This is a genomic window from Streptomyces sp. NBC_00859 (assembly GCF_045161865.1).
Classification (GTDB): domain Bacteria; phylum Actinomycetota; class Actinomycetes; order Streptomycetales; family Streptomycetaceae; genus Streptomyces.
In genome coordinates, this window is record NZ_CP108826.1 from 1,267,765 (window position 1) to 1,293,857 (window position 26,093).

Consider the following 26,093-nt stretch of genomic DNA (forward strand, 5'->3'; position numbering starts at 1 on the left):
TGCCGTGGACGGTACCCGTGCCACGAAGAACGTGACCGGATTCCGCCTCCTCCGAATTCCGCCGACCGCAAACAGCGGAAAAGCCCTCGCACATGGGTGACGGGACATCAGGTCCGTTACCGCGCGAGGGCTCTTTCCGCCAGGACTCAGCAGTAGTGCGGGATGTTTCCGATGTTGGCGATGTAGCGCGCCGACACGAAGTTACCCTGGGGGGTCTTGTACCACAGGGAGTTCCCGTTCACGTTCTGGCCGCGCACCTTGCACTTGATCAGAACGACCGAGTTGTACGAGTAGGAGCCGACGACCCGGTAACGCTGGCTGGGGCCACTTCGCACCAGCACTCCCGCCCGGGTGGTCACGCGGCCCTTGTAGTAGGACGTAGCCGCGGCACTTGTCCTGGCCTTGTAGGCCGTGTCGCTGCTGTGGTCGCCGGCCAGGGCCGGCCCGGCTGCCACACCGACGGCCATGGCACCGGCTGTCAGAGCCATGACGAGCTTACTGGTCTTGGGCTTGGGGAACACGCGTTGCCTCCACGAGGTCACAGACCGACAGATAGATGTCCGAGACGACGTCCCGTTATGTGCGCCTGCACGAATGTCGCTGCTCGCACAATTCATCCTCGAACGGCCCGGAGGATGAGACTCATCGCCTCAGCAACAGCAACGTACTGCGACGCCCACGATAAATATCCAAGTACGAAATTCGACACGCGGCACGATCCCTGAATGGGCGTATAAGCTTTCTGCACTCCGGGAGTCGGATCTGCGAGCACCGGAGCCGCAGGGCGCTAGATGCGTTCCCGCCTCTCGGCGACCTGCGGCACGTTCGCGGCACCCCCGGCGAATTGAGCGATCAGGAACCGGCACCCTTGAATCCCGCGTCGCCCCGGCGCAGCGCGTCCCGTGACCGGTCCGCGCGACTCCGTTCCTCGGCCTCACAGTCCCCCGGGCCACCGTGACTCAGAACGTCCACCGAGTGTGGGTGTAGACGCCGTCGTTCCGGCCGAAGCCGAACGCCGTGTCAGGGGCCACCACGAAGACCATCGCGTCGCCCTTCCGGAACGCATCGCTGATCCCGTGGAACGTGCCGTCGGGTGAGGTGATGTGCGGCCCGTACTTGTCTTCGTACGCCGCGATCACCCCTTCAAGCACGGTCGGGTCGACAACCGGCTCCGCCTTGCCCTCGACCACGACATCGAGCCCTTCGGTGAGCGAATTCCGCCCGGTGGTCAGCGCGCAGTGCCCGTCATGAGCGAGATTCTTCCGCTTCTGCTCCCCGGGGCCGGTGGAGAAGTACAGCACCCCGTCGTGCCAGGCGGCGATCACGGGAGTGACGTGCAGCCGGCCGTCCGGCCGTACCGTGGAAACCCAGAAGATCTCGGCTTCCCGCAAATGACGTTGGGCCTCGGCCCACTCGGTGGCGGTGGCGTCCGCGGCCCCCGGGCGGGAGTTGAGCGCGGAGCTGTAGCGACCGTCGAGCTCGGCCATGGGCCGCATGGGCTGCTCCGCGGGTTCCTGTGTCGGCATGTGATGTCCCCTTTCTCGCCCCGATAACGACTGTCCGCCCAGGAAGAAATCATCGCCGCATCCGGATTTCCTGCCCGGCGTTCCCGCATCGCGCGCCGGGGCCGTCCTTCAACACGGTCCGCCGGCGCGAAAATCGATTGACGCAGCCCGCCTCGTGCCTGTTCTGTAATACGGATTTGGGGACCGTGATACGGGAGGGGTGGTTGTGTGAACGCGGGAATGCAACATGCGCTGGACGCCTATCGGGCCAGTCAGCATGACGAGCCGGCTCCTGCACATCCGTACGAAGCAGTCACGGGCAGCCCATTGCGGGCCGTCCGGCGTGCTTGGCTGTTGCGGAAGATGTCCAGGCTGGTGCCGAAGGGGCGCGACACACCCCCCACGGATCATGAGCCTGGGGCCGCCAGTCCCGACCAATTGGCGTGACGCGAGAGGTTCCCCGGGGCCCGTCGGCCCCGGGGAACGGCCTGAGCGCCGGCAGGACGGTCATGTCATCGGCGGGGGCCACGTACAGGTCTACGATGAGAGAGTGCCCAATTTCGAGGTCGTGACAGCTGTCGCAGCACCTCCGGATCAGGTTTTCGCGTTGTGCCTGGATGTGCAGGCCCACACCCGCTCGATGGCCGCGTCATCGGAGCGAGCGGTCGACGGCACTACCCGGGGTGAACTGTCGCTCGGTGACACGGTGACCTTCCAGGCCCGCCATTTCGGCCTGACCTGGCGGCTCAAGGCCCGCATCACCTCGTACGAACGGCCCCGGTATTTCGTCGACGAGCAGGAGTCCGGCCCCTTCGAGCGATGGCGTCACGTCCACTGCTTCGAGCCCGACGGCGCCGGTGGCACCGTGATGAGAGACGTCATCGAATTCGCCTCACCACTGGGCCCTGTCGGACGCATCGTCGACAGCATCGTGCTGAGCCGGTACATGCCCCGCCTCATCAGAATTCGCAACGCCTCACTGAGCAGAACCTTCGACTGATCGGCTGCCCGTGGACCTCGGTCGGCTGTGCGGGCCGGTGGACTCGACCCGGTGATGTCGCTGCCGCAGGCCGCACGTCGGGACGTACCGACTCCTCCGCGGGCCGGGGCCCGGCGGGCCCCGGCCTGCGCTCACACGGTCACCCGACCGTGATCACCGTCCGACGACCGGTGGGAAGTTCGGCGGTTGTGGCTGTGACGGTCCGCCTGCCGGCGTCGTACGACCACGTCACGGGTCTGCCGTTGACCCTGACCGAACGCGGGTGGGCGATGTCGCTCAGCCGCAGTGTCCAGGAGCGCCCACGGACCTGGCCCCGGTAGGCACCCTTCTGCGGATCGATGGTCACGGTCGCGCCGTGCGCACGCACCGTGGTCGTGGCGTGAGCGTCCGTGCTGCCGTCGCCTTCGTCCTCGTACAGCGAGAACGAACCGTGGCCGCCGGCCGCAACGTTCAGTGTGACCTTGTCCATCGGGGACTTGGCGTCGTAGTCCTTGTATTCCTGCTCGGCGAGAATTCCACCGGAGCGGATCAGAACCGGCATTTCGTCGAGCTGCGATGTGGTCTCGACGGTTTTGGGTCCCGTGTACGACGTACCGGTGAAGTAGTCGGTCCAGGTGCCCGGCGGGACCCACACCGTGGTCCTGCCGCCCGGCCCGGTGACGGGGGCGACGAGGACGTCGTCGCCGAGCGTGTACTGGGAAGTGTGCTCGTACGCTCCCTGCTGCTCCGGGTAGTTGAGGTAGAGGGGTCGGGACATCGGCAGGCCGGTCGCGTGCGAATCGGCCGCCAGGGAGTACATGTACGGGGTCAGTGCGCCGCGCAGCCGGAGAGCCTTGGCACCCGCTTCGCCGGCCTTGCCGCCGAACTCCCAGGGCAGGGACTCGCCACCGCCGGAATGGATCCGGTCGATCGGCGAGAACGCCCCGAGCTGCATCCACCGTGCGTACAGCTCCGGATCACGGGTGCCGGGGTCGCCGTGGAATCCACCGACGTCGTCGCTCACGTAGGGGAGGCCTATGTTGCCTTCGGTGGCGTTGAGCATCGAGGTGAAACCCAGGGTGTCCCAGTTGGCGTAGGAGTCGCCGGTGAAGTGCATCGTGGAGCGGTGGTCGGCCCAGGGCCCGGACGCGTACCCTCCGCCGAGCCGCTGGTAGGAGGCGCCTATACGGGAGAAGGCGAAGCCCCGAAGGCCGGTGGCCTCACTGTCGTGCGCCGCGTAGAGGGAGTTGACCAGTGTGTCGGGTGTGATGCCTGCGCCCGAGGCGAGAGAGGCATCACAGCACCAGTCGTTCCACCACAGGCGCACTCCCTGGGCGTCGTAGGGCTTGTGCAGATCGAAGAAGGCCGCCGCCTGCTCGGGGTCGGAGAAGTCGAATCCGTAACAGTCGTCACTGGAGTAGCACCCGATCTTCGGGAGCTTGCCGCCCGCGGTCTTCATGGCCTGTGCGAAGGCCGGGTCGGATCCGTCGATGGACGGGTGGGTGTTGAGCGTGACGGGCAGGCCGTTGTCCTTGGCCCACTTCATGAACTCAGCTGGATCGGGGAAGAGTTCCTTGTTCCAGCCGGTCCAGCCGTTCCACCATCCGGAGCCCTTGTAGTCGGTATCGACGACGAGCGAGTCGAGCGGCACCTTGTTGCCGCGGAACTGAGCGAGCAGCTTCTTGTAGTCGTCGAAACTGTAGGCCTGCCAGCGGGAGAACCAGACGCCGAAGGCCCAGCGCGGCAGCATCGGTGCCGGACCGGTCAGTTCGCGCAGATCGCGCAGGCCCTGTTTGTAGTCGTGGCCGTAACCGAAGAGGTAGCCGTCCTGGTACTCGTTCTCCGGGCGCTCCGCCCGCGGCGTGGGCTGTTTGCCGTCGCCGTTGGTGAGTGCGGTCTGCGAGTCGTCGAGCAAGTACCAGCCGTCGCGCGACAGCATGCCGTCGTTGAGCTGGTAGGGCGCGGCCGGAGTGTTGTCGAGCCCACGGGTCCATCCGCCCAGGTTCGCCGTGGCGCCCTTGGTGGCGGGTGTGGGGTAGGCGGCATCCGCATCCGGGGTGAGCGCGAAGGAGTCGATGTTGGCGCGGCCGGTGTCGCCGGGGCGCTGCTCGACACTGATGTCGTCGACGCCGCGCTTGAGTTGAACGGTGATGGGTCGGGAGACGGCGTAGGTGTTCCAGTCCCCGGTCGGTGCCAGAGCGGCCTGCTGCCATACGCCGCCCGCTTCGACGGAGAGGCTCCGTTCGGCCGTCCGGCCGTCGGATGCCTTGGCGTTGGCGTACCGCAGCCGCAGGGTGTACGCGCCGTCGGCGGGGACACCGCGGACGCGAACCGTGCTCCGGGCGCCCTCCTTCTCGTAGCCCTCGACGACCCCTCGCCCGTACGCCTTGGTGGTGCCGCCCGGGAAGGCCCACTTGGCGCCGCCTGTCATCACCCCGTACTCGGTGTCGCAGACCGCTCCGACGGCGCAGGTGGAGGTGGACTCGCCGAACTGGGGGTGCCCGGTGACGCTCTCCGTGCCGGCCTTGAGGCGGACCTCGGTGTTGTCCTGGGTGAAGGGGCCCGACCCCAGCTTGTGGCGCAGCGTCAACTCGTGGGTACGAATGACGCGGTAGCCGTTCTCCACCGTCGAGGAGTAGGCGGCTCCGAAGTCACGGTCGACCGCGTTGACGGTCGGCCGGTCCTCGAAATGACCGTCCTTGGCGTACTCCATGCGGATCAGGGTGGGAGTGAGGATCTGAAAGCGGGCGCTGCCGTCCACGACCATGTGTGCGTTGCGAGTTCTCGCGCCGTCGGCGTGGGACACGCCGGCCGCCGCGGGTAGCGCGAGCAATGCGCCGGCGGTCAGCAGAGCCCAGGTCCGCTTGCCACTCTTGGGCATCTCGGTGCCTCCTGGTCCGGGACCGCCGACGGACGGGCGCGATGCCGCGATGCTCGCCTGCGGTCGTCGCACGGTACCCTCGTAATTAGTTCGGCTAGGATCCGAACTAATTACGGGTAAGTCAAGGGCTGCGTACAGCAATTCGGGTTGCGGTCCGCGCATTCCCGCAGGCGCTGAAGATCCTCAACGCGAAGGGCGACAGCGGGGCGATTCGCCGGTCCACCTGACAGGGGGCTCGGTGGTGTCAGGCGGGCATCCCGGTCCATCGCCGCCCCGCGCGTCCAGGTGACTGTGCCGTATTCCTTTCTCCTGACCCCGGCCGCTGTGTTCTCTCGGCCCGACGCCCTCGTGGCCTGCCTGTCTCAGGTGTTGTCGAGGTCGGCGGCAACGGTGGAGGCCGGGGTGTTGAGGATGGCGTCGAACGCGTCGAGGACGGGGGTGTGCAGATACGTGCTCTGTATGCGGATGCGGTCGGGCCCCGGGGTGAGGTCGGCGCCGCCCTGCGTGTCGCGGGGGGCCCGGCGAAGCCCGGCCATGCTGAGTCCGAGGCCGGCATCGGCGAAGGCTGCTTCGACACTTCCCGGCTCGGGCGGCTCCAGCGCGGTGGGGGCGATGGTGAAACCGAAGCGGGAGTTCTCGTCGCGGGGCATGTCCGCGGTGTGTCCTGTGGTGCTTGTCAGTCCGAGGGCGGCGTAGTCGTCGCCGAGCGCGCGGGTCAGGTAATGGCCCATCGGGAAGCCTGTGAGATGGCCGTCGAAGGAGACCGGTGTTTTCTGGATGTGGGCGTTGTGGGCTGCCAGAACGATGCGGGTGCCGGGCTCGGAGCGCTCCAGGTGCCACAGGACCGACTCGGCCATGTAGCCGTCGCGGGCAGAGGTGTCGGCGGTCAGCCCCTTGCCCGTGAAGAGGTCCGCCAGGGCGCGGAAGGTGTAGTCCGCGTGGCAGGCGCCTTCGAGGCGTCGCAGGGCGACGTCGTAGCGCGACCGGCCGCCGCGGGCGACGTACAGCGGTTCAACGGCACGGAACCGGATGAGCAGCCGCGCCAAGGCCGCGCTGAGCGCGTCCTGTTCGGCAGCGGGAAGACGTGCCCACGCGGGCGCGGTGTCGGCCCCGGAGCCGCCTGCGAATGATTCGGCGATCTGCATCGCCGTGTGGAGGGCCGGGAGGGTTTCGGAATCGATGTCGCGGAGGTAGTCGGCGAGCGGGGTCAGAGCGGGAAGCAAGGACCCACCGGCCGCCGGGATGTCGATGCCGGCGAAGCGGACCGGTGCCGCGGCGGTGCGGTTGTGCCGGCGCATCCAGCGCAGCGGCTCATCCACTCCCACGGGGATCGTCGAGGCGAGGTGGGCCGACAGTTCGCCGTCCGCCCCCTCGCCCTGGGCCCAGGTGTCGAGCGGGAAGCCCTCGCTGAAACCGTATTCGAAGGCCAGGACAGTGAAGCCGCAGCGCTCGACCAGGAACCGCAGGATGCGCAGGCGCATGGCGGCGAACTCGTTGATGAAGTGGGAACTCTCACCGATCGCGACCACACGGGCATCACCGACGATGTCGCGCAGCGGCTCCAGGTCGTCGAGCGGCGCGGCGGGGTCGAGGTGGGTGAGCGGGACGGCCTGGGCGCGAAGCCAGTCGGCGAACGGCTCGTGGTGAGACGAAGCAGGCATGCTGACAGCTCGTTTCTCGGTGCTGGAGTGTGAAGGGACCACCGCGTCCGGGTGCATCCCGGGGGCCCACGGGCATTCGGCGACCGGCACGGGCAGGTGGGGCCGCTCAGCCTCACCGCCCGTGGCGTTTCCTCAAATGGAGCCAGGTTTCCGCGGGGCCGGACGGGCTGTTGCGCGGGTTCAGCGGTCCGGTGGCGGGTCCTGACGTGACCCTGCCGCCTGCGCGGGCGCTGCGTCCTCAAGGGCGTCGATACTGCCGGACATGATCGTTCGGATGTGTTCGCCGATGTGCTGGACAGGCCAGTCCCACCAGGCGAGAGCAAGCAGGCGGGCGATGTCCTCGTCGCTGTGCCGACGGCGAATGAGGCCGGCGGGGTTGCCGCCGACGATGCCGTAGTCAGGAACGTCGTCGACCACAACGGAACCGGAAGCGATGACCGCTCCGTGACCGATACGGACGCCGGGCATCACCATGGCCCGGTACCCGAACCAGACGTCGCTGCCGACCACGGTGTCGCCCCGGCCTGGCAGGCCGGTGATCAGATCGAAGTGCTCGGCCCAGGAACCGCCCATGATCGGGAAGGGGAACGTCGAGGGGCCGTCCATGCGGTGGTTGGCACCGTTCATGATGAACCGCACGCCTTCGCCCAGCGCGCAGAACTTACCGATGACCAGCTTCTCCGGCCCGTAGTGATACAGCACGTTCCGGGTCTCGAAGGCCGTTGGATCGTCCGGATCGTCATAGTAGGAGAACTCTCCGACCTCGATCAGCGGCGAGGTGACGAGTGGCTTCAGCAGTACCACGCGCGGCTGCTCGGGCATCGGACGGAGCACGGTCGGGTCGGCGGGAATCGATGGCATGCCGTACTGCTTCCTTTACGACGGGTGCGACGGGTGGATGGGGCGGTGAAGCGGGTGCGGGGAGTCTGCGGGGCCGGAAGGCCTCAGCATGTGGTGACGGAGGTCGATGTCGCGCGCATGGCAAGGTGGGTGCCCCGCCAGCGTCGGCGCAGCCTGCGATCGTGGCTGACGACGACGAGCGTGCCGTCGTACCCCAACAGCGCGGTCTCCAGCTCCTCGACGAGCGCGGGGGACAGATGGTTGGTGGGTTCGTCGAGCAGCAGGACGTCCGAAGGATCGCCGAGCAGTTGTGCCAGGGCGAGGCGCTGCCGCTGTCCGGTGGACAGCCGGCCGACCGGCACCGTGAACTGGTCGCGGTCGAACAGGCCGAGGGACAGCAGCTGTTCGGCATGATCTGCGGCTTCTCCCGCCCGTCCGCGGGCAAACGCGGCCAGTACTGTCTCGCCCGGATTCGCCGGGCGCGGCTCTTGCGGGAGGTAGCCGATCCTGCCGCGGCGTGTGACACTCCCGCGGTCGGGGGTGACTTGTGCGGCCAGAACACCGAGCAGGGTGGACTTGCCCACTCCGTTGGGCCCCGTGATCAGCAGGTGTTCGCCGGCCGTGACGGTGAGGTCCGTGCGGTCGAGCCGGTCGGTGACGGCAATGCCCGCGACGTCCAGCACGGCCCCCTGCAGGGGGCGGGCACGCAGTACCGGGGTGAAGCGCAGCGGCTCCGGCGGAGGCGGGACCGGGTCGGCGAACAGCCGGCTCAGCCGTTCCTCTGCGTTGCGCACCCGGCCGGCCAGCGACTGCTGCACTCGTCCGCCCGCGCGGTCGTAAGCCATCTTGTTGCCGTCCTTCATCGCGCGGCCGGGGGCCACCTGCCGAGCAGTGGTCGCAGCGGCCTCGCGCAGCCGGTCGACGTCCGTCCGCCACTGGTCGTACGCCTGAGCCCAGCGCTGCCGGGCAGCCCTCCTCTCGGCGAGATAGCCGGTGTATCCGTTGCCGTAGCGCACGACGCGGCGCCGGTCGGCGTCCACTTCCAGCAGGCTGGTGGCGACGCGCTCGAGGAAGACGCGGTCGTGGGAGACCGTCACCGTCGTGCCCCGACGCGTGCGCAGGTGGTCCTCCAGCCACGTCAGGGCAGCGCCGTCGAGGTGGTTGGTCGGCTCGTCCAGCAGCAGCACCTCCGGCGCTGCCGAAAGTACGGCCGCCAGCCGCAGTCGGGCCTGTTCCCCGCCGGACAGCGCGCCCACCGTACGGTGACGGCTCACCAGCCCGAGGCCGAGGCCGTGCAGGGCACGTTCCACCCGGGCGTCGGCGTCATAGCCGCCGCGCAGCTCGAAGACGGTCATGAGGTCGCCGTACTCGGCCATGCCCGACTCGTCGCCCGCGCCCATCTCGGCCTCAAGGCGGCGCATTCGCTGCTCGACGGCGCGCAGGCCGCTCAGGGCGCGGTCGATGATGTGCTGAACAGTCGCCCGCGGAGCCACCCGCTCGTCCTGGGCGAGATAGCCGACGCCACCTGCGGCCTGGACGACGACCTCGCCCTGATCGGGCCGCTCACGCCCGGCGAGCAGCCGCAGCAGGGTCGTCTTGCCCGAGCCGTTCTCGCCGATGATCCCGGTGCGCTCGCCCGCGGCGAGTGAGCAGGTCACCGAGTCGAGGACGGGCCTGCCGTTGTAGGACTTGCTGATGGCGAGTGCGGTGATCTGTGTAGGCATACGGGCAACTCCAGAGCATTCGAGGACGAGGCGGCAGACACGGGCCGCGGGGCCGGGCGAACGCTTCGGAAGAGCATCGACCACTCCACTAGTGCGACAATTGATGCACTAAGATGGTGCCATAGTGCCGCCCCCGGAGCAACGGATTACCAGCAATGCCTCTCGAAGTCCCAGGACCGCAAGGTGCCCAGCCGATTCCGGCACGGCGCCCCGGAGGCCGCACCGCCCGCATCCGTACGCAGGTCATCGACGCGGTCCTCGCCGAGCTCGGTGAACACGGCTACGACGGCCTCAGCATCGACACCGTCGCCGCCCGCGCGGGTGTGCATCGCACCACGGTGTACCGGCGGTGGGGGGATGTCGGCGGCCTGCTGGCCGACGTCCTCGACGCGGCGGGCGACGACGACTGGCAGCCACCGGACACGGGTTCACTGGAAAGCGACCTGGCAGCACTGAATCAGGAGATCCATGAGGCACTGAGTGCGCGGCCGCCGGTCGTCGCAGCTCTGATCGCCGCCTCCTTCCGCTCCGAGAAAGCCGCCCACGCCCAGCAGCGGCTCTGGGAGGACCGGTACGCCCGCTGTGAGATCTGCGTCAGCCGCGCTGTCCGGCGCGGCGAACTCCCGCCGCACACCGACGCCCGCCGACTGCTCATCGCCGCCACCGCGCCGCTGTACCACTCCCTGGTACTCCTGCGCACCCCACCGGACCCGCGACTGGCCGGCCAGGCAGCCAGAACCGCCGCCCTCGCCGCGACCGCCGGTGCTTTCGCCGAACCCCCGTCGGCAAGCGGCATTTAGGGGTCCTTGCACTATGAGCGCCCGATGAGGTCGCGGTCGATGGCTGCCCGGCCCTCTACGGCCCCTTCAAGGGATGTCCGCCGCGCCGTTGCCCGAACTCGCCGGCAGCTGCCCGCGCAGAGATCGCCTCCGGCGTGACCGGTCACATGGGGTGGTCCTGCATCCATCGGAGCACCTGTTGGGCGTGCTTGTCCGGCGGAAAGACCGGGTAGAAGACGTGCTCGATCACGCCGCCACGGATGACAAGGGTGAGGCGTTTGTAGAGGAGCGACCCGCCCGCCTCGAATGTGGGCAGGCCGAGCAGGGCGGCCAGCAGAAATCTGGTGTCGGAGACCATTGCGAAGGGGAGCCGCAGCCGCTCGGCGACCTCCTTCTGGTAGGCGGTGTCCTGGCTGGACAGACCGAATACGTGGGTCGCGCCTGCCGCTGCGAGATCGCCGTAGTGGTCACGGAAGCCGCACGCCTCGGTGGTGCAACCGCGTGCTCCGGGGATGTTGTTCCACCCGTCGGGCAGGTCCGTGTCGGGGTGTCCGGTGAGCGGGTAGCAGTAGACGATCGACCGGCCCTCGCCCAGGGCGTGCAACGAAGCGACGCCGCCTGCGGTGTCGGGCAGTTCGACGTCCGGTACGGCCCGGCCCCGGAGGTGAGCGGCCGCCCCGTCGTCCTCGGGGACAGGCAGGTCCGCGGGGAGCTGGTACAGGTGACTCACATGGGTCCCCGCAACACCGGCGCTGTCGGCACCGCTGTTGCGGTGGGCGGCCTCGTGCAGATGCTGGGCAAGGGCGGCTCGACGGGCGGTGAGTTGCTCGATCCGCGCGGTCAGTTCGTCAATCGCGTCGCGGTACCCGGCCAGCGAGGACGGGCAGTCGTCCCTGTGGTCCCGTCCCCCGGCCAGGCATTCGAGGAACGGACGTGTCCGCTCGACGGGGATTCCCAGGCGGTTCAGCTCCCGTGCTTCGCACACCAGCCGTGCGTCGTGTTCCGAGTAGTCCCGGTAGCCGTTGGCCAGCCGGGCAGGAGAGATCAATCCCAGTGTCTCGTAGTAGCGGACCGTCTTCGTCGTCACCCCCGCGCGCCGCGCGACCTCACTGATTCTCATAGTGCGACGACCGTAAACCCTCCCCCCAGGGGCAACGTCAAGCCTTGCCGTTCGGCGGGAACCACACGGTTCGTTCATTCGTCCAGTCAGGTCGTTGGCAGATTACGCACCCCGGCGGGGCTTCTCTTCCTGTACTCGCTCGCACAACCATGTCCGCAATCCCAGTTCTGGAGCCACATGTCCACAACAGCTGCCCGCTACCTGTATCTCGCGCGACACGGTGAGGCTTCACCGGACGAGAGCGAGCTGACGGACGCGGGCTGCCGGCAAGCCGTACTCCTCGGTGAGCGACTACGGCGCAATCCTCTAGCGGCTGTCCACCACGGGCCGCTCCCGCGAGCCGCCCGGACGGCCCAGCTGATCGGCGAGCAGCTCGACGACGTACCCCTGCGGGTGTCCGAACAGGCCGGGGACTACATCCCCTACCTGCCGCAACGCCAGGAGCTCCCCGCGGAGTCGGCAGACGCCATGCTCGACCGCCTGTCCCAGTTCCCGGACGAAGAACGCGACAAGGGGCCGGAGTTGGCCCGGTCCGCACTGGCTCAGTTCACAGGACCTGTCGACGGTGACGAGCCTCGCCATGAACTGGTCGTCACGCACAACTTCCTCATCGGATGGCTCGTCCGAGCCGCCCTGGACGCTCCCAAGTGGCGCTGGATGGGCCTTGCCCACGCCAACGCCGCACTGACCGTCATCCGGTACGCACCCGGCCGGCCGGCCTCCGTGCTCCTCTACAACGACACCGGGCATCTCCCCACGGAGCTTCGCTGGACCGGTTTCCCGGCCGAGCTGCACGTCTGAGGCCTGGCACGAACGGAGAACCACCCCGTACATGCTCAACGCAGGAGCCGACCGTCAGGGAATCCCCGGTGCCGCGGCACCGGGGATTCCTCGCATCGCACCGCTGGGGCGCGCACCCGTAGCGCAACAGCCCCAGGGGCCCTTACAGCCCCAGCTCACCGGCAATGATCATTTTCATGACCTCACTGGTGCCGCCGTAGATTCGGTTGACCCTGGTCTCGGCATACAGGCGGGCGATGGGGTATTCCATCATGCAGCCACAGCCGCCGTGCAGTTGGAGACACTTGTCGATGACGCGCCCGGAGACCTCGGTGCAGAACAGTTTGATCTTGGCCGTGTCGGCGCCCGTCAGCTCCGCCGCGTCGTCGGCCTCGATGCCCCGGTCGACGAGCGCCTGCGCCGCTTCGGCCTCGGCCGCACACTCCGCGAGCACGAACTTCGTGTTCTGAAACGTCGAACGATGCGCAGGGCCGACGGGACTGACACCGTCACCACCACTCCCCGCCCCACCCTGCGCGCCCCGCCCGGCCGGCTGTTCACCCCGCTGACCAGGAGAACCGTCTCGGACTTTTTCACCGTGACGACCGGGCCACCGACGCGCCCCTCTCCGTGATCGCGGGCGCGCTGATCACCTCCGCCGGTGTACTGCCCGGCGCTCCACCTTCGGAACGGCGACCGCGGTCGTCCTCATCTTCGGTACCAGGAACTCGGCATCAGGAACTCGGCATCAGGAAGGCACTATGAACGCAAAACTCCTCGCCTACGACACACTCGGCAACGAGGCGGACCCACCGCTGCTGCTCATCCAGGGGCTCGGCGCACATCTGGTGGGATGGCCTCCCGGATTCTGCCGGCTCCTCGCGGACGAAGGCTTCTACGTGGTCCGGTGCGACAACCGCGACGTCGGCCTGTCGCCCCGGTACCCGGAGGGCGGGTACGGGGTGGGCGATATGGCGGACGACGTCGCCGCACTGCTGCGCTCCCTCGGTACGGCCCCTGCGCACGTCGTGGGACAGTCACTGGGTGGTGTGATCGCCCAACACCTCGCTCTGCGACACCCCGGGACGGTGCGTTCCCTCGGGCTCCTGTACACCGCCGCCACAGTCAGCCACTTCACCGGCGACGATCTGGTTGCGGACCGCCTGGCGGCCCCGCGTCCTCGCGACCGGGCGGAGTTCACCGCGGCCTACGTGGCAGGCGAGGCGGCTTGTGCGTCCACGGCGTACGAGCAGGACATCGAGTGGCTCACCGGCCTCGGCGGCCTCATGTACGACCGCGGGCACGAACCGGCCTCTGTTGAGCGGCAGTTGATGGCAGCCCTCGGCGCCCCCGACCTCAGGGCACGGCTGGGCGGGATCACCGTGCCCACCGCGGTGGTCGCCGGTGACAGCGACCGGCTCATCAGTCCCACGGCCTCCGCCGAGCTGAGCGACCTCATTGCCGGCTCGACCCTTACCGTGTTCCCTGGCATGGGGCACGAACTGCCCGCACCGCTCTGGCCCGAGATAGTACGGCGTATCGCCGACAACGCGCGGCGGACTTCCACAACCGGCCGGAGCACCGTCGTACGTGGTCAGGACGGCAAACGAGGCAGCAAGCCGGCGCAGGGTGCGCCCCTGGACGGCACCACCGCCCCGGGATACGAGGCCGTCGCCGATGCGTTCGCGGCAGCGGTCGCGAGCAGCCCGCGCGGCGGCTGCGCGCTGGCGGTCACGTCGGGTGGTGAGACCGTCGTCGACCTCTGGGGTGGATACGCCGACGTGCGTTCAAGGGTGCCGTGGGCGCAGCCGACCACCTCGGTCGCCTTTTCGATGACCAAGGGCCTGGTCGCGCTGCTCGTCGCCAGGCTGGTGGAAGAAGGGCTGGTCGATCTGGACGCGGCCGTCTCGTCCTACTGGCCGGAGTTCGGGCAGGCGGGCAAGGAGTCGATCACCGTCCGCCAGGTCATGGCACACCGCGCGGGCCTGTCCCATCCGGACCGCAGCTTCACCCGCGAGGACGTCATCCGGTGGAGCCCTGTCGTCGAAGCACTCGCCGGACAAGCACCGCACTGGCCGCCCGGATCAGCGCACCAGTACCACGCGCTGACCTACGGCTGGCTGGTCGGCGAAGTCGTCCGCCGCGTCACCGGCATGTCGGCGGGCGCCGCCTTCGCCAAGTACCTCGCCGGCCCGGCGCGTGCCGACGTGTGGATCGGCGTCCCGGCTGCCGAGCTCAAAAGGATCGCTCACGTGGTCCCCGGCCCCGGCTTCAGCCTCGTACTCCCCGACGGTATCCCGCACAAGGAGAAGATCGAGCGGTCCCTCACCCTCGGAGGCGCTTTCCCCGACCATGCGGCGGGAGACGGCACCGGCCTGAACGACCCCGGCATCCAGCGGGCCGAAATCCCTGCCGGTGTCGGGATCGGCACCGCTCGCGGCATCGCTGCCCTCTGGTCCGCCGCACTGGACGGCTCGGAACTCACGAACTCCGTCCCCGCCGCCATCCTCGACGACATGACCGCCCCGCAGTCCTCGGGCCGGCCGTTCTGGCCTGTCGAGGGGCTGCCCGAAGAAGCGTGGGGAACGGGGTTCCATGTCCCGAGTCCCGCCATGCCGATGCTCGGGCCGACCTCGTTCGGGCACGGCGGCGCGGGGGGTCAGATTTCCTTCGCGGACCGGGACAGCGGCCTCTGTCTGGCCCTCCTCACCAATGACCTTCAGATCATCGACGACCGCGTACCGCGCCTGCTCGACGCGGTACGGGCCTGCATGCCATAGCCGCGTCCGCCCCTGTCCGGGGCAAGCCATCCCCGGACACCCGGCCCGAGGCCCGCCGACCCCGGGGAGCGGTGAACGCGTGGGTGGGGTGACCGGCGCTCAGCCGCTCACCCCACCGCAGGACGGATTCCGGCTACCAGCGGTACCAGCGGCCACGCTTGGCACCGCCCCTGGCCGCGGGCCGGATCACAAAGCCCAGGAGCCAGACGACGAGCACGATGACTGCGATCCACCACAGGGCCTTGAGCGCGAAGCCGGCACCGAAGAGGATCAGGGCGACGAGGAGAACAAGAATGATAGGAAGCATGACCAGCCTGATGCCCCGAACCCTCTGGTCCACTCCCCCCGTGTTTATGCGGGTTTTAGATCGGCGCCTGTTCAGGGGTTCGCGTTTGGACGTGACAATGGCGGTCATGCGGTGGTTGTCCCTGAAGTCGACCACAGCAAGGTGTGAGTGACATGGCTGCCAACGAGAAGACCCAGGCCAAGACCGAGCAGGCCAAGGGCAAGGTCGAGGAAGCCGCCGGCCGCACTGTGGGCAACGAACGCCTCATCGCCGAAGGCCGTACCGACCAGGCCAAGGGCGACGCCCGCGAGGCCAAGGAGAAGACCAAGGACACCTTCAAGCACTGATCCTCTCCCGTCCCATCCGGGGAACCTCTCCCGGACCGCGGGCGTGGGGTCGGCCCGGCACCCGTGCCGGGCCAACCCCACGCCCGCGTGGCACTGCCCGAGGCCACCGCCCGGTCACCGGTCATGGGCACTCGTCCGGCGGGACAGGTGCAGCCAGCAGGAGCAGTCAAGGGGACGCGGAAGGCTGTCCCTCACCGTGCCATGAACGCCAGAGCGATGCGTAGACGCCATTGGCTGCTACGAGTTCCCCGTGGGTGCCGAGTTCGGTAATGCGTCCGTCGTCCATCACCGCGACCCGGTCGGCGTCGTGGGCCGTCTGCAGGCGATGCGCAATGGCGATGACGGTCCTGCCGGCGAGGACAGCGGCCAGCGCGCGCTCGGTGTGCCGGGCGGTCCTCGGGTCCAGGAGCGCGGTGGCCTCGTCCAGTATCAGCGTGTGCGGATCAGCCAACACCACACGTGCCAGGGCGAGTTGCTGCGCCTGAGCTCCATCGGGCCGGTGACCTCCGTGGCCCAGATCCGTGTCCAGGCCGTCCGGCAGCTCATCGGCCCACTCGGCGCCGACGGCGGTGAGCGCCGCGCGCAGTTCGGCATCGGTGGCATGAGCGGAGGCGATCCGCAGGTTGTCCCGGACGGTGCCCAGGAACACATGATGCTCCTGGGTGACGAGCAGGATGTGCCGGCGCAGTTGGCCGGGGTCCAGGCCCGCGACCGGAACCCGCCCCACCGTCACTGAGCCGGTGTGCGGGGTGTCCATGCCTGCCAGCAGTCTGCCCAGGGTCGTCTTGCCCGCACCGGACGGCCCGACGATCACCAGCCGCTCACCGGGCTGGACCGCCAGGTCGACACCGTGCAGGACGTCGCTCCCGTCGTCGTACGCATAGCGCACGCCGGCGGCTTCGATCCGGTCGTCGGCGGGTGCGGGCGACGCGGCCGGTGGTGTTCGCGCAGCCAGGCCGACGCCCTCGACCCTGGCGAATGAGGCGTTGCTGCTCTGCACCCGCTCCATCTGCTGGAGAATGGTGTCGAGCGGCTGGGACAACTGCCGGAGATACAGGGCCGATGCGACCACCGCGCCGAGGCTCATCGATCCGTGGCCGTGCAGCACGCCACCGATCAGCAGGACACCGGCCACGGGAATGACGTACGAGATGTCCACGGCCGGGAAGAGGACACTGCGCAGGAACAGTGTCCGGGCCCTGGCACTACGGCACCTTTCGATTTCCGTCCGGCAAGCCGTGATACGGCGCTGTTGCAGCCCGAGGGCCTCGACCGTGCGGGCGCCGGCGGCGGTGGCCGCCAGCTGTTCGGCGAGAGCCGAGTTGGCGGTTCCCTCGGCGAGGTAGGCGACACGCGCCCGGCGCAGATACCAGCGGGCCGCGAACCAGATGCCGAGCAGGCCCAGCACCCCGCACGCGCCGAGCAGCGGGTCGAGCGCGAAGACCGCTGCCAGGATGAACAACGCCTGGGCTCCGGCGATGAGAACCTCGGGCCCGGCATCCCGGAGCATGGCGCCGACAGCGGCGACATCGGTCGTACCGCGGGTCATCAGGTCACCTGTGCCCGCCCGTTCGACCACAGCGGCGGGCAGCCCGAGTGCCCTGTCGGCGAACTGCTCCCGGATACGCGCCAGGGTCCGCTCCCCGAAGCGGTGTCCTACGTAACCGGCGTAACGGATCACGAGGAGCTGGGCCAGTGCGAAGACGAGAATGGTGAACGCGAGGCGGTCCACCGAGGCCACCTGGCCGCCCGACCTGACCTCGTCGATGATGCGCCCGAGCAGCCACGGGCCCACCAGCCCGGCACCGGCCGCCAGTGCGTTGAGGCCGATCATGGCGGCGAAGGCCCGGCCGTCGAGCCGGATCAGCCGGAGCGCCGCCCGGCGCACCTCGGACGGTCCGGCGATCGGCAGGGTCCGGGACGCCCGCTCGCGGCCGTCAGTCATCGTGTGGCCTCCCTGGGCGACGGGACGGTTCCTTCGTGCGTTCGGCCGTGCTCGTCGTCCGGACCACGTGACACCAGGAGGCGGTACCCGGCCTGCCTGTCCAGGAGTTCACGATGGCTGCCGACGGCCGTGACGGAGCCGTCGACCAGGTAGTACACAGTGTCCGCCTGGTCCAGCAGGAGCGGTGACGTGCTGGTGACGAGGGTGGTTCGGCCGGAGCGCGCGGCGCGCAGCCGGGTAGCGACGACCGCCTCGGTATGGGCGTCGACCGCCGAGGTGGGCTCGACCGCCAGGAGCACCTCCGGGTCGGCCAGCAGGGCCCGGACCAGCCGGACGCGTTGCCGCTGGCCTCCGGACAGGTTGCGGCCCTGCGCGTCGACGGGCGAGTCGAGTCCGTCCGGCAGACCGCGGACGATGTCCTGGGCCATGGCCGCATGGACACTTCGGCGGATTTCTTCCTCGTCCCGGTCCCACTTGCCGCAGACCACCTCGCGCAGCGGCCCGGCGAAGAGGTCGGCCTCGTTGTCCGCGACGAGGATTCGCCGGCGAATCTGCGTCAGGTCGATATCGTCGAGGCGTATCGCGCCCCAGGTCGCGGCCGACTCCACGAATCGGGCTAGGCGGTCGACCACCGCCGCGGAATCCCTCGGCCGGGCGCTGACCAAGGCGGTCAGTTCTCCGGGTGCCACCTCGACGCCGGACTGCGGATCACGGAGCACCGACGGCAGTCCGGGGCCTTCGGCAGCCGTGTCCTGCGTGCCGGCGGAGTCGGGTTCCAGGGCCAGGAATCGTATGACCCTGCGAGCGGCGACAAGTCCGCGGCTGAGATCGGAGCCGCCCTCGATGAAGAACGAGACCGGCACTACAAGCACCGCGGTGTACCCGTAGACCGCGACCAACTCGCCCACGGTGATGGCGCCTTGGACGGCCATGCGGGCCGCCAGCCAGGTCACCGCCCCGAGGAACAGGGTCGGAAGGCCCGCGCCGAGGGCCTGGATCCAGCTCGTGACCGCGCCGACGCGGTATCCCTCCTCCTGCAACATCCGCGAGCCACGCCGGTAGCGCTCGGCGTACACCTCCTTGCCGCCAATGCCGTTCAGCACCCGCAAGCCCCCGACGACATCCCCGAAGCGCGCGGCGAGCCCGCCCTGCTGCTCCCGGTAGGCGGCCTCGGCGCCCTGCAGTCGCCCGAGGAGCGGGCCGACCAACACCAAGAGCAGCGGCACGCCGAGCAGCACCACCACGGCCAGCAGCGGCGAGACGGTCAACAGCAGTGCGGCCACGACGATGCAGGCGAGGACCGCGCCGACACCCGGGCCCGTGATGGTCAGCGTATTGGCGATCACGGCGACATCGCGGAACCCGATCGTGACGACCTCACCGGCAGTGACCCGGCGCGGCAGCGCAGCGCCCAGTACGGTCGCCTGCCCGACCACGACCCGTACGGAGCGGAAAGCCGCGTCCAGCCGCACTCTTGTCATGGTGCGGTGCCGCATGATGGCAAGCCACGCGTTCAGCACGCCCACGCCCAGCAACGCCGCCACCCAGCCGACCAGTGCGGGCCACTTCCCCGGCTCCAGGCCGTCGTCGATGGCGCGGGACAGCAGGAACGGCGGCAACGTCAGACAGACCATCCAGGCACTGCCGAGCACCGCACCGGCGGCGATCCGGAGGCGCTGGCTCCTGACCAGCCACCACAGGTACCGCATGGCGCTGCGGCAGTCCGGGGTCCCGGGATCCACGTACGAATCATCCATGTACCGCACCTCAGTCACGGGCTGCCCGAAGTGGCGCCCGTCCGATTCGGACCGCACCCCGGGGAGCCACACGGCTGCGTCGGACTCGGAGGGCACCAGGGCCGTGCTTCTCCCGGGGCCCGTAGAGTCTGCGTCTGCCGTTGATCGGACGGCCACGATACCCATGACCGGCACGACGCAGACGGAGGGGCCAGGCAGCGGCAGATGAGCGGTATGAACCGGAACAACGGAGTTCCGCCCTGGAACGGATAGTTCTCACCGCGGCAGTCACGGCGGTGGCCGGGTGGGTGGTGGCCATCGCGATGGCACTTCTCCCTGTCACTGTTGGAAGCGGCAATGGTGGAGTCGGGTATTGGAACTGTCCGAATGCCCTCCCTCAAGCGACTCTGGCGCTGATCGTGGCGGCGTCAGTCATCAGCTGCGACGAGGAGAGTGAGCGTCGCTGCTTGGCGGTCGATGAGGACGAGTTCGTGGTAGTCGATGTGGATGGGGCCATAGTCGTGGAACGCATCCTCGGGAAGCTGCCCTAGCAGGTACCGGCTGGTCGCCTCGCGGATTGGGATGTAGATCTCCTGATGAAGGCGTGATGCGAGTGAATCTGGGATGTCTCCATGTTGGTTGGCCCATGCGTGGATGACGTCGACTGCCGTCACGGCGTCGGCGGTCTCGTAGGCATCGGGGGTGATGCGGTCAAGCCACCACTGACCGTGCCGCGGCCAGTCTTGGACGCCGGCTCCGTCGTACGTGTTCCGAAACTGAGGGTGGGCGATCAAGGCGGCCAGCACGTCTCGGTCGTCCAGCGCCTCGGACGAGAGCTGGAAACGTGTGGCGTCGATCCAGCGGTAGCCATGGGAGCCCTCTCCGAAGTCGAAGTCTCGGAAGTTGATGAAGGGGCTATTCACGTGGACGAGGACGGGCACTGGTTCCATGATGGTCATCGTAGGTCTCGCGGGTACTCAATCCCATTGGGGATCTACGGCCTGACCAGCGACGATCCCTGATTGTTCTCATGTCCAGCACTCGATTTTCCCTCGACTGCACGGCTCAAGAGGTCGTGCGCCGGCTGACTTCGGCGGCGTAGGCGGCCCAGTCTCCGGCGGCGGCGCGCTGCCATTTGACGGCGACGGTGATGTCGATGCCGAGGGTGCGGGCAAGGACCGCGGCGGGCAGTTCGGTGGCAAGCTGAAACAGCGCGGTTGAGCGGGCTTGTGAGAGTCGGATACCGAGTTTGCGGAGCCGTTCGCCCATGGCCCAGGCACTGATCGGGTGGCCGGGCTGGCCTCCGGGGAAGAGCCAGGGTGAGTCTGTCTGGCCGAGGACGGCGTGACTGCGGCGAGCCGCGACTTGTTGGAGGGCCAGTTCAGCGACAGGTGCGGGAAGCTCGACTGGGACGGCGCCGAGGCGGATGCGGACGGCTCCGTCCGTCTTGGCGATGTGGTCGATGGTGAGTCGGGAGATCGCCGCGGGCCACTGGGCGTAGAGGAGCAACAGCAGGCCGGCTAGGCGGTCTTCGGGCTTGAGGGTGTCTTCGTGCAACAGACGTCGGGCGGTGGCCCAGCGGGCCTCGTCGTCCATCGGCTGGGAGGGGCCGTTCCATCGCTCGGCCGGGAAGCTGAGATCACGGGTGATCTTCTGGGAGAGGGCCCAGCGCACGAAGTGGCCTGCCTCCTGGCGAAGACGGACGTCGTCGCTGGTCATCCAGCGCTCCAGGTCGGCCTGCCGGCAGGTCGCAAGAGTCAGATTCTGGCCAGTGAGCCAGTTCAGGAGATAAACGGCTGCCCGCAGATGTTGCCGCGCGACCTGGAGCTGGGAGTGAGTTGTCTCCTTGCCGCCGCTGCGGCGGCGAAGCCGTCGCAGGAGGTGCCAGGTCGCGTACCGGTGCAGGATCTTCCGTCCCTCGACGGTCGCATGGGAGGTGACGAGATCCTTCACGTGCCGTTCGAGACGGGCCATCTGCTCGTCCCGCCGCGGCAGGGCGCCGGTGGCGACGAGGACGCTGCGGATGTGCTCGACGACCTTGCCTTCAGGAAGCTCGTCCAGGGCCTCGTGAGTGAGGGGGCGACGGCCGGAGCCGAGATCGGTCAGGACGGTGGAGACGATTCCGCCGGAGAGCCAGCGCATCGCTGTGGCGGCCCGTTCGGTGCCGGCCAGGGCCTGGTGGAGTTCCTGCAGTTTCGTGGGAATGGCGCCGGTGTCATCGGCGAGAAGCTCGTGGAGCCGCTGCTTGAGGGTGCAGTGAGGGCACGGCCCCGGAGCTTGCAGCCGTTCGGCTTGCCCGCAGGCGGGACAGGGGCGCCAAAGCTCGGCGTCCGGTTTGGTGCAGGGGCCGCAGAAGGGGGCTTCGGTGGTCCCGGAGTGGATGCCGCGGAGTCGTCCGCAGATGGTGCAGTGAGCCGGTCGCCGGTCGCAGCCGCCGCAGCGGGGCAGGCTGGTGAGCTTCGAGAGTGTGCAGGGTGCGGTGCGGCCGCAGATCGAGCAGAGCAGCATGGGCAAGGGACGGCAGTTCGGGCAGATCGGTCCGTCCGGGGTGCGGCAACTGACCATGCGTGACTCGCCGCAGACGGTGCAGGTCTCCCGGTTTGCCGGGTCTCTGATCAGGCAGCCCGGACACAGGGGTCGTCCCTGGGCGTCGCGGGTGGCCGGTTCGCGCCGAGCACCGCAGCGTACGCATTCTTCGATGCGGGACTTGGCGATGCAGTTGCGGCAGACCCGCTGCCCGTCGAGCGGCTTATCGATGCGCACCACCCGGTGGCAGCGAGGGCAGGCCGGGCGGACGATCTCGGTGACGCCAGCCTCGTGCAGCAAGTCGATGAACCGCAGGATGGCGCGATGCGGCGCGAGATATCCCTCCCCGGTCAGCAGACGAGGGTTTTCCTCCAGGGCCCAGACCAGTCTCTGCCGATAGTGGGGACGGTGGGGTGCCGACTGGTGGAGGGCATCGGCGATCACGTCACGGTCGTCGTTGTCGGGACACATCTTGCAGCGCAGCAGGCCCTTGCGGTCCCGGAAGGCGACGCGTCGGACGGTGCCGCAGGCGGCGCACTCAGCGGTCTCGTGTCCACAGACCGAGCAGTACCAGTCCTGTCCCTGGCGTTGGAGGGTTTGCAGCTTCTTGCCGCACTTGACGCAGACCGGCGGAGAGATCTCCGAGGCGCCGGCCTTGCGGAGCTCGATGAGCAGATCGCCGATGGCCCGGGGTGCCGGGGACCGGCCGTCGGTAAGGACGGAGGGCCGCATCGCTAGGGCCTCAGCCAGGCGCCGTGACTTCGCGCGGCCGCCCGCGACCGCGGTGACCACGGCCCGGATGGTCTCCGCGCCGAGTTTCTTCTCGACGTCGGCGACGAGGTCGGTGATCAGGCCGGTCGGGTCGGCGACGGCACGGCCGAGGTCGAGATGGTCAGCGGTGGTCATGGACGGTCAACACCCCTGATCCGGGCTCGCTTTGGCCGCAGCCCGCCAAGCCCCTCCACATCGGGCGCCGAGCCGCCTCCGGCGGCAGCCCTCTTCGGCTTCTTCACCGCGCCGGCCGCCGCGACGGGCTCGATGAGGTCGTCCATGGTGCAGTCGAGGATGTCGAGCAGGGCCATGAGGATCTTGAGGCTCAGTCGCTCAGGTCGCTCGACGACGAGCCGGTAGACCTGGCTCGACGACAGGCTGATGCCGCGTTCGGCGAGCGGAGGGATCAGGTCGGTGGTGGAGAACATCCCGCGGTCGGCCATGACTTTGCGCAGGTGCCAGTGGTAGTCGAGCTTGGCGGCCATCGCCGGATCCCTCCTGTCAGGCCCCGGCGAATGCCGGCGCCAGTGCCTTGTGCAGGGAAGTGTTCATGAAGTCGTCGCTGACGTGCGTGTAGATGGCCAGGGAGCTGTCGCACTCGTGGCCGACCTGCTGCTGGATGAACCGCCGGTCCACCCCGTCCTCGGTCAGATGCGTGACGTACGAATGACGAAGTCCGTGCGGGGTCAACTCTCTGTGCAGCCCCAGGGCATCCCGGTATGCCTCGAAACGGTCGTTGATCGACCCGGGCTGAAGGCGGCCTCCGCGCTCGGTGACCCACAGGGCCGGCTGGTCGGGAAACCCGAAGCGGGGCCGGACGTTCTCGACGTAGTCGGCGACAGCTTCGACGGCCCAGTCCATCACCGAGAGCACGTTCCGCCGCCGCGGCTGCTGGCCCTTCTTGGCTTTGCCATAATGGACGTTGAGCGTGCCGAACCGTCCGAACTGCCGGGCCTGCGGGTTGCGTCCGAAGTCGACCACATCAAGCTTGGACGTCTCGGTCCGCCGAAGCCCCCACCCATAGATGACCTTGAAAAGCGTGGCGTCCCGGTAGGCGGCGAGGGCCCCCTTCCGCTTCGACTTCACAGCGCGAGCGACTTGGTCGTCGGCGTAGTCGAGGAAACGCTGCAACTCTTCCCGCGTGAACGGCCGCGCCTCCGGATCGCCTTCGTAATCCTGCAGGTGAGGGAGGGTATTCCACTCATGGCAGATCGCCACCGGGAACGCGCCGAAGGCTTCATCGCATGCCATGCCCCAGCCGTAGCGGGCGTCGATGAGAAGCTCGGTGAACAGCCGAACGGTGCCCTGGTAGCTGCGGATTGTAGAGGGCGCCAAGTGCCTCTCACTCGTCAACGATGCCGACCACTCGTCCAGGTGGGCAGGCGTCCACTGCCACGGGTACTCGTTCGCGAACTCAAGGAACCGGCGGATCAGCCGTTCCCTCGGGTCGATCGTGTCACCTCTCAGCCCTCGCGACTTCTGCTGAGCCCGCCAGCCCCTCAGCATCGCGTCGAACATCGCGTCCTCCGGACGCAGCTGAACCACACCGGAGACGAGCTCCAAATGGGCCGCCCCAGCCAGGGCCACCGTGCGCTGATGCACCACTCCAGGCCATCCCTTCTGGAGAGAAGATCATGCATCAGAAGGGCTCATCTAGGCAACAGCCCTGCTCAGGCTGCCAGTTCGTAGAGGCTGAGAAACCTTTCCGCTTCCCGTCGTGACCACGTGACCTGCGGCTTCTCGCCCGTTTGATGCAATTCCCGAGAGTTCGGATACAACGACATCGCCTGCGGCCCCCGATGCCTCGACAGGTTCCGACGCGTGCGAAGTACCGGCCAACAGGCATGTGCGGTACGCGGTCGGGGTGAGTGTGGTGACTCTGCCCCTCACCGCCCTGTGGCTGTGGTCGGGCTTCCTGCTGTCCTCCCGGCGTCTCGCGCGGGAAGCCGAGGAGCGGGCCGCCGCCCTCGGGCTGCGGGGCCCCGGACAGGGCGCCTGACACCGGAAGGCGTACCGGCCACCGGATCACGGAGCCTTCCTTCGAAGTTCCGTCGGGGAGAGCGGAAGACATACGCGGAGTCGCTGACGGCCGTCCCGGGTCACTGCACCACGATGGGCGCATGAAGCAATCGCTTGACGTACCTGAGCTCGCTGCCGCCGGCTTCCTGCTTCGGCCGTGGCGCCTTTCGGATCTTCCGCTGGTCCGTGAGGCGTCGGAGGACGAGTACATCCCGTTGATCACGACGGTGCCCTCGCCCTATTCCGAACCGGACGGTGCCGCTTTCGTCCGGAGGCAGTGGGGGCGGGCAACCACGAGGACCGGCTATCCGTTCGTCATCGTGAACTCCGGCGGTCGCCCGGTCGGCAATGTGGGGCTGTGGCTGAAGGGCCGGGCGCAGGGCCGTGCCTCGTTGGGTTACTGGGTCGTGAGGTCCGCTCGCGGTCAGGGCGCGGCCGGGGCGGCGGTGGCGGCAGTCACCGGCTGGGCCTTCGGCGAGCTGCGGCTTCCCGCACTGGAGCTTTACGTCGAGCCGTGGAACACGGCCTCCGCACACACCGCGGAGCGCGCGGGGTTCCAACGCGAAGGGTTGCTGCGGGAGTGGCAGCAGGTGGGGACCGAGCGCAGGGACATGTTCAGGTACTCGCTGGCGAACGGCGAGCTGTGATGTCACCGGCCCTGCCCGGCCGGGCGGGACCGCAGGACCAGCGGCAGCCGGGGAAGCGGCAGTTCGGGCCGGCCGGGGCCGCGGACCGGCGCGCCGTGACGATCTGAGTGGAGGACCTCACGCGGACCGCCCGTCAATGGGCGCTCCCAACCAGCCGATTGTCGTGTTGCCCAGTGGCGGCGCGCCAGTGCGATGGACGAGGATGCACCCCGTGGTCAGCGAAACCGGCGAGATCGTTCTGAGCAAGCAGGACCTTCGTGAGGTCACCGGTTATGCCGCTGAGAGCGCGCAGGATGTCCTGGAGATCTTTGAGAGCACACACCCGGCCGACCCGCGGCCTCACGACGCAATCGACGCCGCTTGGACGTTCGCTCGAGGCGGCGAACGTGGCAAGTCGCTGCGCGACACCGGGTGGGCAGCGCACAGGGCAGCCCGAGAGGCAGACACCGCGACCGCGGGCCATGCGGCGCGAGCAGCGATGTGCGCGGCCTCCGCCGCGTACTTGCATCCGCTGGCCGACGCTCACCAGCTGAAGCACATTCTGGGGGCAGCGGCCCACGCGGCGAGAGCAGCCGAACATTCGGCGGGCAGTCATCGAGATGTCGGCGCTGAACACATCGAGCGAGCTCGCGAGCGCGCGGCACCAGCCGTCGTCGATGTGCTCAGGCGCTACCCCGCGGCACCTCTTGGCGGAGGGCGCGTCGGGGAACTGCTTCGCGATCTGGATACGGCTCTGCGCGGCCGTCAGTGACGGCCGCGCAGAGCCG

Annotated in this window: 22 protein-coding genes and 1 pseudogene; 8 read left to right on the forward strand and 15 right to left on the reverse strand. The window is 68.6% G+C overall.

Annotated features, from left to right (window positions below):
- Nucleotides 1-146: 146 nt before the first annotated feature.
- Both OG584_RS05270 and OG584_RS05275 read right to left on the reverse strand, forming a co-directional pair.
- Nucleotides 147-521 (reverse strand): SH3 domain-containing protein, encoded by a 375-nt coding sequence (locus tag OG584_RS05270; RefSeq protein ID WP_405775475.1) that lies wholly within the window; start codon nt 519-521, stop codon nt 147-149.
- Nucleotides 522-959: 438 nt separating this feature from the next.
- Entirely contained in the window at nt 960-1,526 is a 567-nt protein-coding gene (locus tag OG584_RS05275) for a pyridoxamine 5'-phosphate oxidase family protein (RefSeq protein ID WP_405775477.1), read from the reverse strand.
- 529 nt (nt 1,527-2,055) lie between these two features.
- Here OG584_RS05275 and OG584_RS05280 point away from each other — a divergent pair.
- Entirely contained in the window at nt 2,056-2,505 is a 450-nt protein-coding gene (locus tag OG584_RS05280; protein ID WP_405775479.1) for an SRPBCC family protein, read from the forward strand.
- Nucleotides 2,506-2,644: 139 nt separating this feature from the next.
- Here OG584_RS05280 and OG584_RS05285 read toward each other — a convergent pair whose 3' ends face one another.
- The 4 genes from OG584_RS05285 to abc-f form a co-directional block, all read right to left on the reverse strand.
- Nucleotides 2,645-5,365: a TIM-barrel domain-containing protein gene (locus tag OG584_RS05285; protein ID WP_405775481.1), complete on the reverse strand. Its 2,721-nt coding sequence runs from the start codon at nt 5,363-5,365 to the stop codon at nt 2,645-2,647.
- A gap of 362 nt (nt 5,366-5,727) precedes the next feature.
- Nucleotides 5,728-7,026 carry an erythromycin esterase family protein gene (locus tag OG584_RS05290; protein ID WP_405775483.1) on the reverse strand — a complete coding sequence of 433 codons (1,299 nt, stop codon included), beginning with the start codon at nt 7,024-7,026 and terminating at the stop codon, nt 5,728-5,730.
- 180 nt (nt 7,027-7,206) lie between these two features.
- Nucleotides 7,207-7,887: a CatB-related O-acetyltransferase gene (locus OG584_RS05295; protein ID WP_405775485.1), complete on the reverse strand. Its 681-nt coding sequence runs from the start codon at nt 7,885-7,887 to the stop codon at nt 7,207-7,209.
- An 83-nt stretch (nt 7,888-7,970) separates the two neighbouring features.
- Nucleotides 7,971-9,590, reverse strand: a complete 1,620-nt coding sequence (abc-f, locus tag OG584_RS05300) for a ribosomal protection-like ABC-F family protein (RefSeq protein ID WP_405775487.1) — start codon at nt 9,588-9,590, stop codon at nt 7,971-7,973.
- 155 nt (nt 9,591-9,745) lie between these two features.
- Between abc-f and OG584_RS05305 the strand changes: the two genes are divergently transcribed.
- Nucleotides 9,746-10,390: a TetR/AcrR family transcriptional regulator gene (locus OG584_RS05305; protein WP_405775489.1), complete on the forward strand. Its 645-nt coding sequence runs from the start codon at nt 9,746-9,748 to the stop codon at nt 10,388-10,390.
- A gap of 142 nt (nt 10,391-10,532) precedes the next feature.
- On the opposite strand, the gene OG584_RS05310 is transcribed toward OG584_RS05305, so the two are convergent.
- Nucleotides 10,533-11,489: a MerR family DNA-binding transcriptional regulator gene (locus OG584_RS05310; protein ID WP_405775491.1), complete on the reverse strand. Its 957-nt coding sequence runs from the start codon at nt 11,487-11,489 to the stop codon at nt 10,533-10,535.
- Nucleotides 11,490-11,666: 177 nt separating this feature from the next.
- Here OG584_RS05310 and OG584_RS05315 point away from each other — a divergent pair, with 177 nt between their 5' ends.
- Nucleotides 11,667-12,290, forward strand: a complete 624-nt coding sequence (locus OG584_RS05315) for a histidine phosphatase family protein (RefSeq protein WP_405775493.1) — start codon at nt 11,667-11,669, stop codon at nt 12,288-12,290.
- Nucleotides 12,291-12,432: 142 nt separating this feature from the next.
- Here OG584_RS05315 and OG584_RS05320 read toward each other — a convergent pair.
- Nucleotides 12,433-12,747: pseudogene (locus OG584_RS05320) on the reverse strand (acyl-CoA dehydrogenase family protein); the annotation flags it as partial.
- Nucleotides 12,748-13,030: 283 nt separating this feature from the next.
- Here OG584_RS05320 and OG584_RS05325 point away from each other — a divergent pair.
- A complete protein-coding gene (locus OG584_RS05325) occupies nt 13,031-15,049 on the forward strand; it encodes an alpha/beta fold hydrolase (RefSeq protein ID WP_405775495.1) in 2,019 nt (672 codons plus the stop codon).
- 133 nt (nt 15,050-15,182) lie between these two features.
- On the opposite strand, the gene OG584_RS05330 is transcribed toward OG584_RS05325, so the two are convergent.
- The gene (locus OG584_RS05330) at nt 15,183-15,356 is read right to left on the reverse strand and encodes a hydrophobic protein (protein WP_405775497.1); all 174 of its coding nucleotides are present in this window, start codon (nt 15,354-15,356) and stop codon (nt 15,183-15,185) included.
- A 152-nt stretch (nt 15,357-15,508) separates the two neighbouring features.
- Between OG584_RS05330 and OG584_RS05335 the strand changes: the two genes are divergently transcribed.
- Nucleotides 15,509-15,682 carry a CsbD family protein gene (locus OG584_RS05335; protein ID WP_405775499.1) on the forward strand — a complete coding sequence of 58 codons (174 nt, stop codon included), beginning with the start codon at nt 15,509-15,511 and terminating at the stop codon, nt 15,680-15,682.
- Between the two features lie 166 nt (nt 15,683-15,848).
- On the opposite strand, the gene OG584_RS05340 is transcribed toward OG584_RS05335, so the two are convergent.
- From OG584_RS05340 to OG584_RS05365, 6 genes are all read right to left on the reverse strand, one after another.
- Entirely contained in the window at nt 15,849-17,627 is a 1,779-nt protein-coding gene (locus OG584_RS05340) for an ABC transporter ATP-binding protein (protein ID WP_405775501.1), read from the reverse strand.
- Complete coding sequence (locus OG584_RS05345; protein WP_405775503.1) at nt 17,624-19,384, reverse strand: ABC transporter transmembrane domain-containing protein; 1,761 nt, start codon at nt 19,382-19,384, stop codon at nt 17,624-17,626. Before OG584_RS05345 ends, OG584_RS05340 begins: the two co-directional genes overlap by 4 nt.
- A 407-nt stretch (nt 19,385-19,791) precedes the next feature.
- Entirely contained in the window at nt 19,792-20,313 is a 522-nt protein-coding gene (locus tag OG584_RS05350) for a hypothetical protein (RefSeq protein ID WP_405775505.1), read from the reverse strand.
- Nucleotides 20,314-20,428: 115 nt separating this feature from the next.
- The gene (locus OG584_RS05355; RefSeq protein ID WP_405775507.1) at nt 20,429-22,795 is read right to left on the reverse strand and encodes a site-specific integrase; all 2,367 of its coding nucleotides are present in this window, start codon (nt 22,793-22,795) and stop codon (nt 20,429-20,431) included.
- Nucleotides 22,792-23,145 carry a helix-turn-helix domain-containing protein gene (locus tag OG584_RS05360; protein ID WP_405775509.1) on the reverse strand — a complete coding sequence of 118 codons (354 nt, stop codon included), beginning with the start codon at nt 23,143-23,145 and terminating at the stop codon, nt 22,792-22,794. Before OG584_RS05360 ends, OG584_RS05355 begins: the two co-directional genes overlap by 4 nt.
- A gap of 16 nt (nt 23,146-23,161) precedes the next feature.
- Nucleotides 23,162-24,265 (reverse strand): tyrosine-type recombinase/integrase, encoded by a 1,104-nt coding sequence (locus OG584_RS05365; RefSeq protein ID WP_405775511.1) that lies wholly within the window; start codon nt 24,263-24,265, stop codon nt 23,162-23,164.
- 259 nt (nt 24,266-24,524) lie between these two features.
- Between OG584_RS05365 and OG584_RS05370 the strand changes: the two genes are divergently transcribed.
- From OG584_RS05370 to OG584_RS05380, 3 genes are all read left to right on the forward strand, one after another.
- Nucleotides 24,525-24,659 (forward strand): hypothetical protein, encoded by a 135-nt coding sequence (locus OG584_RS05370; RefSeq protein ID WP_405775513.1) that lies wholly within the window; start codon nt 24,525-24,527, stop codon nt 24,657-24,659.
- A gap of 121 nt (nt 24,660-24,780) precedes the next feature.
- Nucleotides 24,781-25,326 carry a GNAT family N-acetyltransferase gene (locus OG584_RS05375; protein ID WP_405775515.1) on the forward strand — a complete coding sequence of 182 codons (546 nt, stop codon included), beginning with the start codon at nt 24,781-24,783 and terminating at the stop codon, nt 25,324-25,326.
- Nucleotides 25,327-25,528: 202 nt separating this feature from the next.
- A complete protein-coding gene (locus OG584_RS05380; protein ID WP_405775517.1) occupies nt 25,529-26,077 on the forward strand; it encodes a putative immunity protein in 549 nt (182 codons plus the stop codon).
- The last annotated feature ends 16 nt before the right edge of the window (nt 26,078-26,093 follow it).